This is a genomic window from Exiguobacterium sp. HSB13 (assembly GCF_056764755.1).
The window spans coordinates 1,115,932-1,129,856 of record NZ_JBUZOM010000001.1; the positions used below are offsets into that span (position 1 = coordinate 1,115,932).

General features: G+C 46.3%; 15 protein-coding genes. 10 read left to right on the plus strand and 5 right to left on the minus strand.

Translation table 11 applies throughout. From position 1 onward, the window contains the following. Complete coding sequence (locus ACZGCQ_RS06145; RefSeq protein WP_481265853.1) at positions 1–1,203, plus strand: DUF1015 domain-containing protein; 1,203 nt, start codon at positions 1–3, stop codon at positions 1,201–1,203. Positions 1,204–1,254: 51 nt separating this feature from the next. On the opposite strand, the gene ACZGCQ_RS06150 is transcribed toward ACZGCQ_RS06145, so the two are convergent. Beyond that, positions 1,255–3,027: a glycoside hydrolase family 13 protein gene (locus ACZGCQ_RS06150; RefSeq protein WP_481265854.1), complete on the minus strand. Its 1,773-nt coding sequence runs from the start codon at positions 3,025–3,027 to the stop codon at positions 1,255–1,257. Positions 3,028–3,222: 195 nt separating this feature from the next. Between ACZGCQ_RS06150 and ACZGCQ_RS06155 the strand changes: the two genes are divergently transcribed. Beyond that, the gene (locus ACZGCQ_RS06155) at positions 3,223–3,936 is read left to right on the plus strand and encodes a YebC/PmpR family DNA-binding transcriptional regulator (RefSeq protein WP_481265855.1); all 714 of its coding nucleotides are present in this window, start codon (positions 3,223–3,225) and stop codon (positions 3,934–3,936) included. Positions 3,937–4,179: 243 nt separating this feature from the next. After that, positions 4,180–4,473, plus strand: a complete 294-nt coding sequence (locus ACZGCQ_RS06160; RefSeq protein WP_023468536.1) for a hypothetical protein — start codon at positions 4,180–4,182, stop codon at positions 4,471–4,473. A gap of 40 nt (positions 4,474–4,513) precedes the next feature. Here ACZGCQ_RS06160 and ACZGCQ_RS06165 read toward each other — a convergent pair whose 3' ends face one another. Next, a complete protein-coding gene (locus tag ACZGCQ_RS06165) occupies positions 4,514–4,765 on the minus strand; it encodes a hypothetical protein (protein WP_481265856.1) in 252 nt (83 codons plus the stop codon). Between the two features lie 357 nt (positions 4,766–5,122). Between ACZGCQ_RS06165 and ACZGCQ_RS06170 the strand changes: the two genes are divergently transcribed. From ACZGCQ_RS06170 to mnhG, 7 genes are read left to right on the plus strand one after another with little or no spacing between them, the layout of a single operon-like run. Continuing rightward, positions 5,123–7,528 (plus strand): Na+/H+ antiporter subunit A, encoded by a 2,406-nt coding sequence (locus ACZGCQ_RS06170; protein ID WP_481265857.1) that lies wholly within the window; start codon positions 5,123–5,125, stop codon positions 7,526–7,528. After that, complete coding sequence (locus ACZGCQ_RS06175; protein WP_214854251.1) at positions 7,525–7,965, plus strand: Na(+)/H(+) antiporter subunit B; 441 nt, start codon at positions 7,525–7,527, stop codon at positions 7,963–7,965. Before ACZGCQ_RS06170 ends, ACZGCQ_RS06175 begins: the two co-directional genes overlap by 4 nt. A gap of 1 nt (position 7,966) precedes the next feature. Next, positions 7,967–8,308: a Na(+)/H(+) antiporter subunit C gene (locus ACZGCQ_RS06180; RefSeq protein WP_023468540.1), complete on the plus strand. Its 342-nt coding sequence runs from the start codon at positions 7,967–7,969 to the stop codon at positions 8,306–8,308. Continuing rightward, positions 8,301–9,788 carry a Na+/H+ antiporter subunit D gene (locus ACZGCQ_RS06185; RefSeq protein WP_481265858.1) on the plus strand — a complete coding sequence of 496 codons (1,488 nt, stop codon included), beginning with the start codon at positions 8,301–8,303 and terminating at the stop codon, positions 9,786–9,788. Before ACZGCQ_RS06180 ends, ACZGCQ_RS06185 begins: the two co-directional genes overlap by 8 nt. A gap of 3 nt (positions 9,789–9,791) precedes the next feature. Further along, complete coding sequence (locus ACZGCQ_RS06190; protein ID WP_481265859.1) at positions 9,792–10,268, plus strand: Na+/H+ antiporter subunit E; 477 nt, start codon at positions 9,792–9,794, stop codon at positions 10,266–10,268. Positions 10,269–10,315: 47 nt separating this feature from the next. Next, the gene (locus ACZGCQ_RS06195) at positions 10,316–10,552 is read left to right on the plus strand and encodes a Na(+)/H(+) antiporter subunit F1 (RefSeq protein ID WP_369792030.1); all 237 of its coding nucleotides are present in this window, start codon (positions 10,316–10,318) and stop codon (positions 10,550–10,552) included. Next, complete coding sequence (mnhG, locus tag ACZGCQ_RS06200) at positions 10,536–10,910, plus strand: monovalent cation/H(+) antiporter subunit G (RefSeq protein ID WP_481265860.1); 375 nt, start codon at positions 10,536–10,538, stop codon at positions 10,908–10,910. The genes ACZGCQ_RS06195 and mnhG overlap by 17 nt, the downstream gene beginning before the upstream one ends. Before the next feature lie 49 nt (positions 10,911–10,959). Here the strand turns inward: mnhG and ACZGCQ_RS06205 are convergent, their stop codons facing one another. The 3 genes from ACZGCQ_RS06205 to odhB all read right to left on the minus strand — a co-directional run bounded on the left by ACZGCQ_RS06205 (position 10,960) and on the right by odhB (position 13,925). After that, positions 10,960–11,403, minus strand: a complete 444-nt coding sequence (locus tag ACZGCQ_RS06205) for an Rrf2 family transcriptional regulator (RefSeq protein ID WP_481265861.1) — start codon at positions 11,401–11,403, stop codon at positions 10,960–10,962. 217 nt (positions 11,404–11,620) lie between these two features. Beyond that, a complete protein-coding gene (locus ACZGCQ_RS06210; protein WP_481265862.1) occupies positions 11,621–12,517 on the minus strand; it encodes a glycerophosphodiester phosphodiesterase in 897 nt (298 codons plus the stop codon). Between the two features lie 151 nt (positions 12,518–12,668). Continuing rightward, on the minus strand, positions 12,669–13,925 hold the full coding sequence (gene odhB / locus ACZGCQ_RS06215; protein WP_195864861.1) for a 2-oxoglutarate dehydrogenase complex dihydrolipoyllysine-residue succinyltransferase: 1,257 nt from the start codon (positions 13,923–13,925) through the stop codon (positions 12,669–12,671).

A 13,925-nucleotide genomic window follows, 5' to 3' on the forward strand; every position in this document is an offset into this window, starting at 1 on the left:
ATGCCAACTTTCGAACCTTTTGCAGCGTTACGACCGGACTCAAAATATGCGGCAGAATTTGCCGCTTTACCGTATGATGTTTATTCGCGCGAAGAAGCACGTTCCGAGATTCGACGTCATCCGCTGTCTTTTTTACGGATCGATAAAGCAGAAGCCACCCTTCCGTCATTGATCGCTGAAGATGACCCACGCGTTTATCAGCAAGCGGCGCTTGCCTTCGAAGAGAGTCAAACAAACGGCATCTTGCAACTCGATCCGGACGAGACATATTACATCTATCAATTGTCAGATGGGGCACATACACAATCTGGTTTCGTCGGATGTGTTGCCGTCAGCGATTACGAGACGAATCAAATTCGTAAACATGAATTCACACGTCCTGATAAAGAACGTGACCGTGTTCGGCACGTCGAACAGTTACAAGCACATACGGGACCGATTTTACTGGCGCATCAGACGGATGCTCAACTCGAAGCAATCGTCACGACGATTACTGCCGGCGACCCCCTATATGATTTCACCGTCGATGGAGTGACACATCGAATTTTTAAAATCGCCGATCGTAATCACCTGTTGACGATCGGAAGCCAGTTCGCCCGTCACGATGCTCTCTATATCGCTGATGGTCATCATCGTGCGGCGGCGGCCGCCATCGCTGCCAGTCGGACGGACCAGGAGGAAGCCCAACGTTTTCTTGGTGTTTCCTTCCCGCAAGATCAATTACGAATCCTCGGCTACCATCGTGTCGTTGAAGATTTGTATGGTCAATCCGTCGTTGATTTCCTCGAGCGATTAGCCCATCGCTTCACGATTATAAAAGGACGTGCCGAACAAACGAAGCCTCACCAAATCGAGATGTATCTCAACCGGCAATGGTATACCCTTTCGTACGATTCTGAACGAACAGGGACGAAAGCGAATCTCGATGTCTCGATTTTACAAGAAGAGTTGTTGACACCGTTACTCGGTATTGAAGATCCACGGACGGACGCACGGATCCAGTTCGTCGGTGGTCATAAGGGGTATGCCGGTCTTGAGCAAATCGTGGACTCTGGGCATGCCGCTGTTGCTTTTCACTTGCATCCGACTTCGATCGAAGATTTGATGGCTGTGGCTGATGCCGGAGAAGTGATGCCACCAAAATCGACTTGGTTCGAACCGAAACTTCGGAGCGGTTTACTGATCCATCCGTTTGATTCGTAATGCACACTAAAAAAGCAAGTCGCGGATGAGATATCCACGACTTGCTTTTTGTTATACGTGTCGCAAAAGAAGAGCTGACACAGCTTCTACTTGAATAGTTTCCGATAATGTCGTTCCATCTAACAGACTTTCATACGTTCCTTCAAGCGAAAGAGATTGTACCTCTTCACTGACGTTGACGACGAGCAAGTAAACCTGTTCGCCCTGACGTCGCTCGACAATAAATGTCTGTCTTGTATCATCGATCCTTTGGAAATGATACGTTCCGGCATTTGCTAAAACCGGATGCTGTTTTCGAAGGGCGATCAACTGCGCAACGTGATCGAACAACTCAAGGTTCTGCTTCGTCTCGTCCCATTCCATACACGCACGGTTGGCCGGATCTTGCCCACCCTTCATTCCGATCTCATCACCATAATAGATGACGGGTGAACCTGGAAACGTCAACAGTGTAGTGAAGAGCAATTTCATCCGATCAATATTTCCTTTCGCACGTGTTAATGCACGCGGCGTATCATGCGAATCAATCAAATTGAACATGACCTCGTTGACATTTTGAGAGTGCCAGTTTAAATTTCGACTGACTGCGTTCGAGAAGTCACGGACCGTTGTCTCACCCGTCGCAAAACAAGTCAAAAAGCTCTCTGTCAAACCGTAATTCATGACGGCATCAAATTGATCGCCGAGGAGCCATGGTTGCGAATCCGTCCAGCATTCGCCAACGATATAACATGTTCCGTTCGCAGCTCGGACTTCCTTTCGAAACTCACGCCAAAATGCATGATCGACTTCACTTGCAACATCCAGACGCCAGCCATCGATTCCGAATTCCTCGACCCAGTAACGTCCGACGTGAAGTAAATAGTCTTTGACATCCGGATGAGCGGTATTCAGCTTTGGCATATTCCGTTCAAAGGCAAACACTTCATAGTTTGGAATCGATGGATCAATCGGGAAGGAATCGATCGTGAACCAGCTAGCATATTTTGAGTCTTGTCCCTTTGCTAAGACATCTTGGAATGCTGGGTGCTCTTCACTAATATGATTAAAGACGGCATCGAGTAATACGCGGATACCGTTTTCGTGTAAGACATCGATCATCTTTCGGAACGTTTCCTCGTCACCAAACGCGGGATCGAGCTTTAAGTAATCCAATGTATCGTATTTATGATTCGATGGTGCCTGGAAGACTGGGCAGAAATAGACCCCCGTGACACCAAGTCGTTTTAAATGATCGATGTGATTGATGACTCCCTGAAAATCTCCACCAAAGAAATTCTGAAATGCCGGTTCCTCACTCCCCCACTCCTTCGTTCCCGATGGATCGTTTGCCGAATCGCCATTCGCGAATCGTTCCGGGAAAATTTGATACCAGACCGTATCTTTCACCCAGTCTGGTGTATCGAAAACATCTGTCGCATGAACATACGGGACGGAAAAGTAATAGCCTGGGTGATCGAGTGGCGCTTCATCATACCAGCCACGTTCGGTTAAAACGGCTGACATATCGCTATGCACCTCAAACCCATATCGTACTCGCTTTCGTTCCGGACGGATCGCGATGAACCAATAATCATACGTCGCATCACTTCCATTGTGTTGCATCGGTGTCCGCTCTACTTTCCACGATTTTTCTTTCTCCGGATCAAAGTTCCAGTCGCGGTCTTCTTCCCGTTCCGCTTCCCATTCATATGGATCACCATGAATCAACATTACTTCACGTACGTCATCCTTAGCCGTCATGAGTCGAACATGGACAGTCTCTTGATCATATGCATAAACGAATGGTGATAATGCGCGGTGAACTACTCCAGCCTGGTTCAAATTCTGCCACTCTCCCTTAGATTGATATTTCTCTATTCGGTAAAGTTCCTTTCTTCCGTATTCCTTAAACGTTTTTAGTGGAAATTCAACGGTTCCACCGACATTTTAGTTCAGTCTGTCAGGTAGTTTAAGGTATACTGATAACGCATAGGAAATCAAGGATTTCTGATATTACGGAAAGAGAGTGGATACGCAATGGGTCGTAAATGGAATAACATCAAGGAAAAAAAAGCTTCAAAAGACAAAAATACGAGTCGGATTTACGCAAAGTTCGGTCGTGAGATTTATGTAGCGGCAAAACAAGGTGAACCCGATCCGGAATCAAATCAAGCATTAAAGGTCGTTCTTGAACGAGCGAAGACATACAACGTACCTCGCGCTATCGTCGATCGGGCGATTGAAAAAGCAAAAGGTGGAGCGGAAGAGAACTATGATGTGCTTCGTTATGAAGGATTCGGACCAAGCGGTTCAATGGTCATCGTCGAAACGTTGACGAACAATGTAAACCGGACGGCTTCTGACGTACGTGCTGCATTCGGTAAGAATGGCGGGAACATGGGCGTGAGCGGATCCGTCGCTTATATGTTCGATGCGACGGCAATCTTTGCCTTCGAAGGTAAAACTGCGGATGACGTTCTCGAATTGATGATGGAAGCAGATATTGATGTGCGCGATATCCTTGAAGAAGATGACTCTGTCATCATCTACGCTGAGCCGGAACAATTCCATGCTGTGCAAGAAGCATTGAAAGCTGCAGGGATTACCGAGTTCTCACTTGCTGAACTCGTCATGCTCGCTCAAAACGAAGTTGCGTTGTCTGAGGACGACATCGCACAATTCGAGAAAATGATCGACGCACTGGAAGATCTTGAGGATGTACAACAGGTCTACCATAACGTAGAACTATAATCAAAAAGACAAGGGGATGGTCACGACCATCCCCTTGTCTTTTTGATTATAGTTTCTGTATCGGTTAACGCCCGAAATCGGTCACGCACCGTCTGTTTTATCATAAAGTATGAAACGCGTTTCATAACAAGAACAAAAAAAGATTCATTTGTGATGTTTATTTCTTGTATTTAATGGGAATAGTAATATTCGGAGTTGATTATAACTTATTTTGCTTTGAAGAAATAAAAGGAGGAACGAACGATGACATATTCTTTAATTGAAACATTCAAACACATCGTAAGCGAGGCAACTAGCTTTAAGCGCGTTGATTTCGGAGGTTACGATATTTATATGCAGACAACAGATGGACGAACGATTACGGCTCACATCCGCTATGATGGTGGTGGTACGGACTTCAATGAAGCTTATTTAATGCTTGAATCGAGTACCGGTCAACGTCGCACAGCGACCTTAACGCTTTATCAATTCGAACATCTCTCTTCTTATACTGCACATAGTGAACGGACACGTGCCCTAGTCACAACAAGTGCTTAATGACCATAAAACACGCCTCTCATTCGAGAGACGTGCTTTTTTAATTTTCTTCTCGCTCGAGGCGTTCGAGTTCTGCGTGTGTTTGTGGGAATCCATTCGCTTGCCAATCTGCCCGATGAATGGAATCAAGTTGTGTCAGTCCGACTTCAGCCGGATCGCGTTTCGCGTCGACACTTGGACGATGGTCAATATCGTTTGAAGTCGATTTTCGTTGTTGGTATTGTTGGTAAGCGATTGTCGCAATCGCTGCTAGACCACCTAAAATGACACCTGTCTTGAATGTTGCTCGCATAAAAGTTCCCCCTCTAAGGTCATTAATTGTGCTCTAGATAGATGTACCCGCGTTACTTGATTTTGAATCATTCTTCTCATGGATCCACGTGTTTTTTGAAAAAAATCAAAAAAATTTTCAGCCTATTTCTGCCGTGTTCCTACATATTTAATAATCAAGAGAAAAAATGGCTCTATCCCTTATGCTTCAACGCTTCACGTCATGCAAGAAGGAAAAAAGTACGCTATACTTGATTCAGAAACATCTTCGACGAACAAAATGAATCGTGTCTTCTACTGGACAGTTCCGAGCTTCAACAGCTTGCGTTCGCGTCCCTTTTTCATTTTTGGTCGTCGATGTCACAAAGGAGGGAATTTCGTGTCCGTGATGCACGGGGCTATTTTACTGCCCATATTGATCAGTCTTTTCATTCCGCTTCTAGCGAAACGCCTTCCGAACATTCATACCGGTTGGTTTGTACTTGTCGTACCTGTACTGCTCGTTTCGTATTTCAGCCGCTTTCTCCCTGGTACGATGTCAGGTGAGACCTTTACGGCACGCATGCCGTGGATACCATCGCTCGATATCGATTTCGTCACGTATCTTGACGGACTCGGCTTATTGTTCGCACTATTAATCACAGGAATCGGATCACTCGTAGTTCTTTATTCGATTTTTTATCTAGATGCGAAAAAAGAATCACTCGGAACATTTTATGTCTATCTGTTGATGTTCATGACCGCCATGCTTGGGGTCGTACTGTCAGATAACATGATCGTCCTCTATCTGTTCTGGGAATTAACGTCGATTTCGTCGTTCTTATTGATTGCCTACTGGTACGAGCGAGAACGTTCTCGTTATGGCGCTCAAAAATCGATGTTGATCACCGTCTTTGGTGGACTAGCGATGCTTGGGGGAATTGCGATTCTCTCTACACTTAGCGGATCGTTAAGTATTCGTGAGACGTATGCGTCACTTGAATCGATTCAAGGTGAACCTTTCTTTACGGTCGCCCTTGTTTTATTCTTGCTGGCTGCCTTCACGAAATCGGCTCAATTTCCGTTCCACATCTGGTTACCGGATGCGATGGAAGCACCGACCCCTGTCAGTGCCTACTTGCACTCGGCAACGATGGTCAAGGCAGGGTTGTATCTCGTCGCTCGTTTTAGTCCGATTTTTGCGGATGAGTCGCTTTGGTTCTATCTCGTCTCATCTGTCGGAATATTCACCTTATTCTGGGGTTCACTCAATGCGGTGAAACAACATGATTTAAAGGGAATCCTTGCTTACTCGACGATTTCTCAGCTTGGATTGATCATGTCCTTACTTGGACTCGGAGCCGCCGCCTTGCACGTCGATGCGTTAGATGACGGATTATATACGATTGCTACAGTTGCTGCGATCTTCCACCTGATCAACCACGCGACGTTTAAAGGCAGTCTCTTCATGATGGCGGGAATCGTCGATCACGAGACTGGTACTCGCGATATTCGGAAGCTCGGTGGTCTTGCACAACTCATGCCGATTTCGATGACGATTGCGATGATCGGGACCCTTTCGATGGCGGGGATTCCACCGTTCAACGGGTTCTTAAGTAAAGAGATGTTCTTGACAGGTGTACTTGAAGTTTCAGGATCTGACTTGTTCCACTTACCGTCTTACGGTTGGATCATTCCTGTACTCGCCGTCGTTGGAAGTATCTTTACATTCGTCTACAGTATCTTAATTGTTCGCAGAACGTTCTTCGGTAAACGCCAAGACGACAAGTTGCCGAAAACACCACACGAGGCACCGATTGGCATGTTGATTCCACCACTCGTCCTCGTCTCGCTCGTCGTCATCATCGGACTCTTCCCGAATATATTATCGGATACGTTGATTCGACCGGCAGTCGAAGCGATCTTACCGCAAGTCGTTGATGCGGGTGGGAAGATTGATGTGCATATTACGATGTGGCATGGATTCCAACCAGAATTTTTCCTGACGTTACTCATCTTTACAGTCGGGTTCATCTTGTATAAGACACTGCCACGCTGGCAATCGCTCTATAACCGGATGCCTCGTGCCGTCTCCTTGAATCATCAATATGACGCTTTGTTACGCCGAGGTGAACAGACCTCGACAAAAATCCATGATACGGTCATGACCGGATACATGCGGTCGTATCTCGTCTACATCTTCGGATTCATCGTCATCTTGATTTTGACGGCATTATACGGGTTTGATGCCTTCCGCTTCGCGGTTGATCCAATCAGCACGATTGACGCGTATGAGATCATCCTTGCACTCGTTCTCGTTTCGAGTGCACTCTCGATCACCTTTGCGCGTTCACGACTGACATCGATCATCTTGCTCGGTGTGACAGGTTATACGGTCGCTCTGTTCTTCGTCTTATTCCGAGCGCCAGACCTTGCTTTAACGCAACTCGTCATCGAGACAGTATCGGTCGCTTTGTTCCTGCTCGTTTTCTATCGTTTACCGGAAATCAGCCGGAAAGAAGAACGTATTCCATTCAAGCTCGGCAATGCCTTGATTTCGGCACTCGTCGGATTGACGGTGACACTCGTCGCCCTTGCTTCTCTCAGCCAACGATCGTTTACTTCAATCGCCAAGTATTACATCGATAACGTCGCTGATCTTGCCGCTGGCGGCAATATGGTCAACGTCATTCTCGTCGACTTCCGTGGCTTCGATACGTTGTTTGAGATTGCCGTTCTCGCACTTGCCGGAATCGGTATTTATACGATGATTAAATTCAGACGAACAGGAGGGATGGATAAATGAAAAAGCAGGCAAAAAAGCATACGAATGACGTCATCTTAGAGTCCGCGACTTCCTTTATCACGTTCATCATCTTCCTGTTTGCTGTCTACTTGTTCTTTGCCGGACACTACACGCCAGGTGGTGGTTTCATTGGTGGTCTCGTGACAGCGTCTGCTCTTGTCTTGATTTTACTTGCTTACGACATCAAGACGTTGCGCCGGATTTTGCCATTCGACTATAAATGGATCACGGCTCTTGGTATGTTGATTGCCGTACTGACGGCGTCAGGAGCGCTTCTGTTCAACGTACCGTTCTTCACACATGCACATGATTATTTCAACCTGCCGTTGTTCGGCAAGACATCGCTTCACACCGCGATGCTGTTTGATCTTGGAGTGTATCTTGTCGTCGTCGGTGTGACGATGACGATTATTCAAACGATTGGGGAGAGTGATTAATATGGAAATCATCATGGCGATCGCCGCAGGCATCCTGACGATGTGTGCCATTTATCTCATTCTTTCGAAAAGTATTCTTCGTATTATCATCGGAACAGGGTTGCTCAGCCACGCTGCCCATCTGCTCGTCATGACGATGGGGGGATTAAAACGAGGCGCGGCTCCGGTCTTAAAGGACGGCGTGACTTCCTATACGGATCCACTACCGCAAGCACTCGTCTTGACCGCCATCGTCATCAGCTTTGGTGTCACTGCCTTTTTCTTAGTACTTGCTTATCGTGCCTATCAAGAGCTCGGAACCGATAATATCGAAGAGATGAAAGGAACCGATTCGAATGATTAACTTACCGCTACTACCAATCATCATCCCTTTGTTGACGGGTGTCCTCTTGATGTTTTTCCCGCGACACCTCAAAGGACAACGAATCGTTTCTCTCTTTTCGACGATTTTGACTGTCTGTGCCTCCATCTATCTCGTGCTGACTGTCCGGTCAAACGGCATCTTAACCGTCACACTCGGTAGCTGGCCAGCACCTTTTGGTATCACGCTTGTCTCTGACATGCTATCCGCTTTACTCGTCACGACGACAAGCATTCTTGTTCTTTGTATCATCTGGTATGCCATTGTCTACTTGAGCGTTTCCTATCAACGATACTACTATTTCATCGCCGTCCAATTCCTGCTCGTTGGTGTCAATGGTGCCTTTACGACAGGTGATATCTTTAACATGTTCGTCTTCTTCGAAGTCTTCCTGATTTCGTCTTATGTTTTGATCGTTCTCGGCGGGAAACCGGCACAATTACGAGAATCGCTGAAGTATCTTTTGATTAATGTCATCTCGTCTGCATTATTCGTCATGACCGTCGCCTTCTTGTACGGAATCATCGGATCACTCAGCATGGCGGATATCAGTCAAAAGATTTCAGAGGTCGGACAGCCGGCAATCCTCAACGTCATCGCCTTGTTATTCCTGATCGTCTTCGGATTAAAAGGTGCGATCTTCCCGCTCTACTTCTGGTTGCCTGGTTCTTATCAAGTACCACCGACGCCTGTTCTTGCTTTGTTCGGTGCCTTGTTGACGAAGGTCGGGGTCTACGGGATTTTACGGACGTATAGTTTGTTCTTCTCAAATGAGATTGGAACGATTCATCAAATCTTAAGTATCCTTGCGCTCAGTACAATCGTCATCGGGGTGATCGGTGCGCTCGCGACACGAGATGCGAAGCAAATCATCATCTACAACATCATCGTCGCAGTCGGAGTCATCTTGTACGGGGTTTCCCTCATGACACCGCAAGCACTAGAAGGTGCGATTTTCTACCTTCTTCATGATATGTTGATTAAAGCTGCTTTATTCCTACTCGTAGGAATCATGGTCGGAATTGCCGGCTCGAGTAAGCTGAAAGACATGGGCGGGATGATCAAAGCCTATCCTGTATTAGGTTGGACGTTCTTTATTGCGGCGTTATCACTTGCCGGGATTCCACCGCTCAGCGGATTCATTGGGAAATTCCTGATTGTTCGTGGTGGTATTGAAGCCGGTGAGTTGATTGGACCAATCATCGTTCTACTATCCAGTCTACTCGTCTTGTATTCGGTCGTTCAATTGTTCATGCGTGCCTTTTGGGGAACACCGAAAACCTACTCTGGTGATAAACAAGCGCTTGTTTCAAAGCTGCTCGTTCCTACGATTGCCTTAGTTGCGCTCAGCGTTCTCTATGGAGTAGGTGCTGAGGCGATGCGTCCACTGATTCAACAAGCCGTTGAACCGTTGACGAATCCAACGCTCTATATCGATGCCGTACTAAAAGGAGGTCGTTAATTCATGGCATTTCAAGTCTTGCTCAACTTATTTCTTGCATTCTTGTGGATGTTCCTCTCAAACAATTTCTCGGCCTCCGGTTTTGTCATCGGTTACGCGCTGGGGCTGATTGCGATGTTCGCTTTCCGTCGCGGCTTCAAAGGTCGCTTTTATCTCGGACCTGTCGTCGCACTCGTTCTATTGTTCTTCCGCTTTCTCTACGAGCTTGTCGTCGCGAACATCGATGTCTTGAAGATCATCTTAAAGCCGAGGTTAGATATTCAGCCTGGTATCTTTGCCTATGAGACCGAACTCGATCAACCGTGGCAAATCACGTTGCTGTCGATGCTGATCACATTGACACCAGGAACACTTGTCGTCGATATCTCGGATGATAATAAGACACTCTATATTCACGCGCTCCACATGCCAGAAGTCGATGAGGCAGTCGCATCGATTCGTAATAGTTTTGAGAAAGCCATTTGGGAGGTGAGTCGGTAATGTTCGATATTTTAATCTATATCGCACTCGGAGGCGTCTTTCTCTCGATGCTCGGTCTGTTTTATCGTGTTATTAAAGGACCAAGTGTTGCGGATCGTGTCATCGCTCTTGATTCAATTGGTATCAGCTTGATTTCAATCGTTGGTCTTGTCTCGATCATCTTACGGACGAGCGACTACCTCGAAGTCATCCTGTTGATTGGTATACTCGCCTTCATCGGTACGGTTGCCTTTTCGAAATATATTGAGAAAGGAGAGATCATCGAACGTGACCGCAATCAATGAATGGATCGTCGCGATCTTTGCCTTGCTCGGGATGGGATTTAGTCTCGTCACCGCGCTTGGTTTGATCCGCTTACCAGATGTCTATACGCGTGCGCATGCCGCATCTAAAAGTGCGACGTTAGGTGTCATGTCGATTTTAATCGGTGTCATCATCTATTTCGTCACTGAAGATGGCTTCTTCTCCTCTCGTGTTTTATTGGGTATCTTATTTGTGCTCATCACGGCACCGATTGGAGGACATCTAATCGCTCGTGCTGCATATTACAGCAATGTTCCATTATGGAAATCATCCGTCCGGGACGACTTATCCCAGAATAAAGAACATGTGGAACCAAAGAAACGCCAAGATGAAGTTTAAGAAACATGAGAAAACCCTCGCTTCCATTCACGGAAACGAGGGTTTTTGATTAGGTTCGCTGTAAAGGTGCGGCAGCGAACAAGAGGGCTAATTCATCACGATTATCTAGCAATTCTTCTAATGTATGTTGTTCCAGTTCCCGGATAAAAGCTCGAAGCGCTCGTCCGAGTACGCCTTTTAGACGACACCCTGGTTCGATGACACAATGACCGTTGCTTCCAAAACACTCGACGATATCCATCGGTTCCATCTCCCGAACGACTTTCCCGATGTTGATGTCTTTTGGATCACGAATCAAACGAAGGCCGCCTGACCGACCTCTTGTTGATTCGACATAGCCAAGTTTCGCTAATTGTTGTGTCACCTTCATTAAATGGTTAGATGAGATGCCATAATGATTGGCAATCTGCGGCATTGGTGTGATGACATCCCGGTGCACCCCGAGATACATCAACACACGTAATCCATAATCCGTATACTGTGTAATTCTCACGATCCTCACTCCATTCCTTCCCAAAACTGCACTGTTATCGTACCATGAAATACGAAACTGACTACATTGTTTTGTCTCATGATTCGAAATTCTGATAAACCTCTATTCGGTTTACGTATGGAATGAAATATTGGATTTAAAATACGAGTTTTAAAACAAAAAAAACTATTCCTCCTTTCCTGTTCGAAAGAAGGAATAGCACAGTTTCGTACTTACTTTATTTTTTGTACAACCCTTTTACGACATCATTAAAACGATCGGCATAGTTCGTGAAGACTCCCGTGACACCATAGTCGAGCATACGAACCATATCTGCCTTTTCATTCACAGTATAAGGATGAACTAACAAATCATGCGCGCGAATTGCTGAGACGTTTTCACGTGTCAAGGCTTTAAAGGAAGGACCAACGCCGACTGCATACTGGCGAATTGCATTTAATCGATCATCCGTCAAAGCCTTGACTTCATTTGCTTCCATTAATTGAATCAATGGGACGTTCGGATCGATGGCTCTGATTTTTTGAAGACTCGCTTCACTAAATGACTGAATCAATACTTGTCCTGGTTTGACCTTGTTACTCGACAATCCGTTCTGCTTTAGTACGTCGAGCAATTTCTGTTCCATTCCGGGATACACTTCCGGTGATTTCGTCTCGATATAGTAATTCGCATGCTTCCCATACTTACTCAAGACTTCTTGAAGCGTCGGTACTTTCAGACCGACATATGACTTTTTCGCAAGCGTTGGGTTCGCTTCATTGAACCAGCTACCGGCATCAAGTTTCTTGATCTCAGCAAGCGTTTTATCTTTGACGGCACCTGTTCCGTTCGTCGTCCGATCGACCGTTTCATCGTGCATCGCAATCAATTGACCGTCTTTTGTCATCTGTAAATCAATTTCGATGTAATCTGCCTTGAATGTCTTATGTCCCATTTCATAAGCTGGCATCGTATGCTCTGGCGCGTATCCTGAAGCTCCGCGGTGGGCAACATTGATGATTCGATTTGGATCGAGTAACGATTTTCCTTTTGAATGTGCGCTGACATCTTCTGTCGGAAGACCAGTGCTTAATACGGCTCCTGCTACCATCGTCAACCCAATTTGTTTCAACATAATCAATTCCCCCTTGAAATATTCCTACAACACTTATCCTAAATCGTATGTATGAAGCTGATATAGAGATGATGTAAATGTCGTTTCGTGTTTTGATGACAAAGTGATATCAACAAAAAAAGACCCGCATCTAAAACGGGTCTTTTTATGATTACGCTTCGAAAATCAATGACTCTGGATCTTCGAGGAGATCTTTAATGTGTTTCAGGAACGTAACCGCTTCTTTTCCATCAACGATTCGGTGATCGTATGAGAGTGCGACGTACATCATCGGACGGTTTTCCATGCGTTCAGCATCGATTGCTACAGGGCGCAAGTTGATTGCGTGCATTCCGAGAATCGCGACTTGTGGACCGTTTAAGATTGGTGTCGACATGAGTGAACCGAACGTACCACCGTTCGTGATCGTGAACGTACCACCCGTCAAGTCAGAAAGACCGAGTTTGTTATCGCGCGCCTTGACCGCTAATTGAATGATGTCTTTTTCAATCTCAGCGAAGTTCTTTTTGTCCGCATCACGCACGACTGGAACGACGAGACCATCTGGTGCTGAAACGGCAATACCGATATCGTAGAATTTCTTCAGGACGATTTCGTCGCCTTGAATCTCAGCATTCAAGTATGGCATCTTTTTAAGTGCTGCAACTGCTGCTTTCGTAAAGAATGACATGAAGCCGAGTTTGACTTCGTTTTCTTTCACGAATTTCTCTTGGCGACGTTTACGCAGTGCCATGACCGCTGACATATCGATTTCATTGAATGTTGTCAACATTGCTGCCGTTTGCTGAACTTCAACGAGTCGGTTCGCAATCGTTTTGCGACGACGTGACATCTTGATTCGCTCTTCCGGTTTCCCAGGAGCGGCTGCAGGTGCTGGTGCCGGTGTAGCGGGTTTCGTAGGAGCCGGTTTTGCTTGCTCACGTGGTGCTACTTCAAACGTCGCGACGTCTTGGACGCGGATGCGACCAAGTGGATCTTGCGTCGCCACTTGTGCTAAATCGATTCCTTTTTCACGAGCCAGTTTACGGGCAGCAGGTGAAGCAATCGGACGATCCGCAACAGATGTACTTTCAGTCGCTGCCACAGCCACTGGTTGTTCCGCTTTTTCTTCTGCTTTTGGTGTCTCTTTTGGAGTTTCTTGTACTGGTTCTGCCGCAGCCGGTTTTGGAGCCTCGCCACCAGCAGAGATGACAGCAATCGTTTCCCCGACGCGAACTGTATCTCCTTCAGCAGCCATCACTTCCGTCAACGTACCCGCTTCATCTGACGGTACTTCGATGTTGACTTTATCTGTCTCGAGTTCAACGATGGCTTCCCCTTTTTCTACGTGATCACCTGGTTGTTTTAACCAAGACGCCACCGTTCCTTCTGTAATTGATTCGGCAAGTTCTGGTACTTTGATTTCCAT

What these genes read in the sequence shown, in the direction of transcription:
- odhB (WP_195864861.1), bottom strand. Translation starts at nt 13,925, where the DNA reads ATGGAAATCAAAGTACCAGAACTTGCCGAATCAATTACAGAAGGAACG.
- ACZGCQ_RS06145 (WP_481265853.1), top strand. Translation starts at nt 1, where the DNA reads ATGCCAACTTTCGAACCTTTTGCAGCGTTACGACCGGACTCAAAATAT.
- ACZGCQ_RS06165 (WP_481265856.1), bottom strand. Translation starts at nt 4,765, where the DNA reads ATGCGAGCAACATTCAAGACAGGTGTCATTTTAGGTGGTCTAGCAGCG.
- ACZGCQ_RS06185 (WP_481265858.1), top strand. Translation starts at nt 8,301, where the DNA reads ATGATTAACTTACCGCTACTACCAATCATCATCCCTTTGTTGACGGGT.
- ACZGCQ_RS06155 (WP_481265855.1), top strand. Translation starts at nt 3,223, where the DNA reads ATGGGTCGTAAATGGAATAACATCAAGGAAAAAAAAGCTTCAAAAGAC.
- ACZGCQ_RS06180 (WP_023468540.1), top strand. Translation starts at nt 7,967, where the DNA reads ATGGAAATCATCATGGCGATCGCCGCAGGCATCCTGACGATGTGTGCC.
- ACZGCQ_RS06195 (WP_369792030.1), top strand. Translation starts at nt 10,316, where the DNA reads ATGCTCGGTCTGTTTTATCGTGTTATTAAAGGACCAAGTGTTGCGGAT.
- ACZGCQ_RS06210 (WP_481265862.1), bottom strand. Translation starts at nt 12,517, where the DNA reads ATGTTGAAACAAATTGGGTTGACGATGGTAGCAGGAGCCGTATTAAGC.
- ACZGCQ_RS06190 (WP_481265859.1), top strand. Translation starts at nt 9,792, where the DNA reads ATGGCATTTCAAGTCTTGCTCAACTTATTTCTTGCATTCTTGTGGATG.
- ACZGCQ_RS06175 (WP_214854251.1), top strand. Translation starts at nt 7,525, where the DNA reads ATGAAAAAGCAGGCAAAAAAGCATACGAATGACGTCATCTTAGAGTCC.
- ACZGCQ_RS06160 (WP_023468536.1), top strand. Translation starts at nt 4,180, where the DNA reads ATGACATATTCTTTAATTGAAACATTCAAACACATCGTAAGCGAGGCA.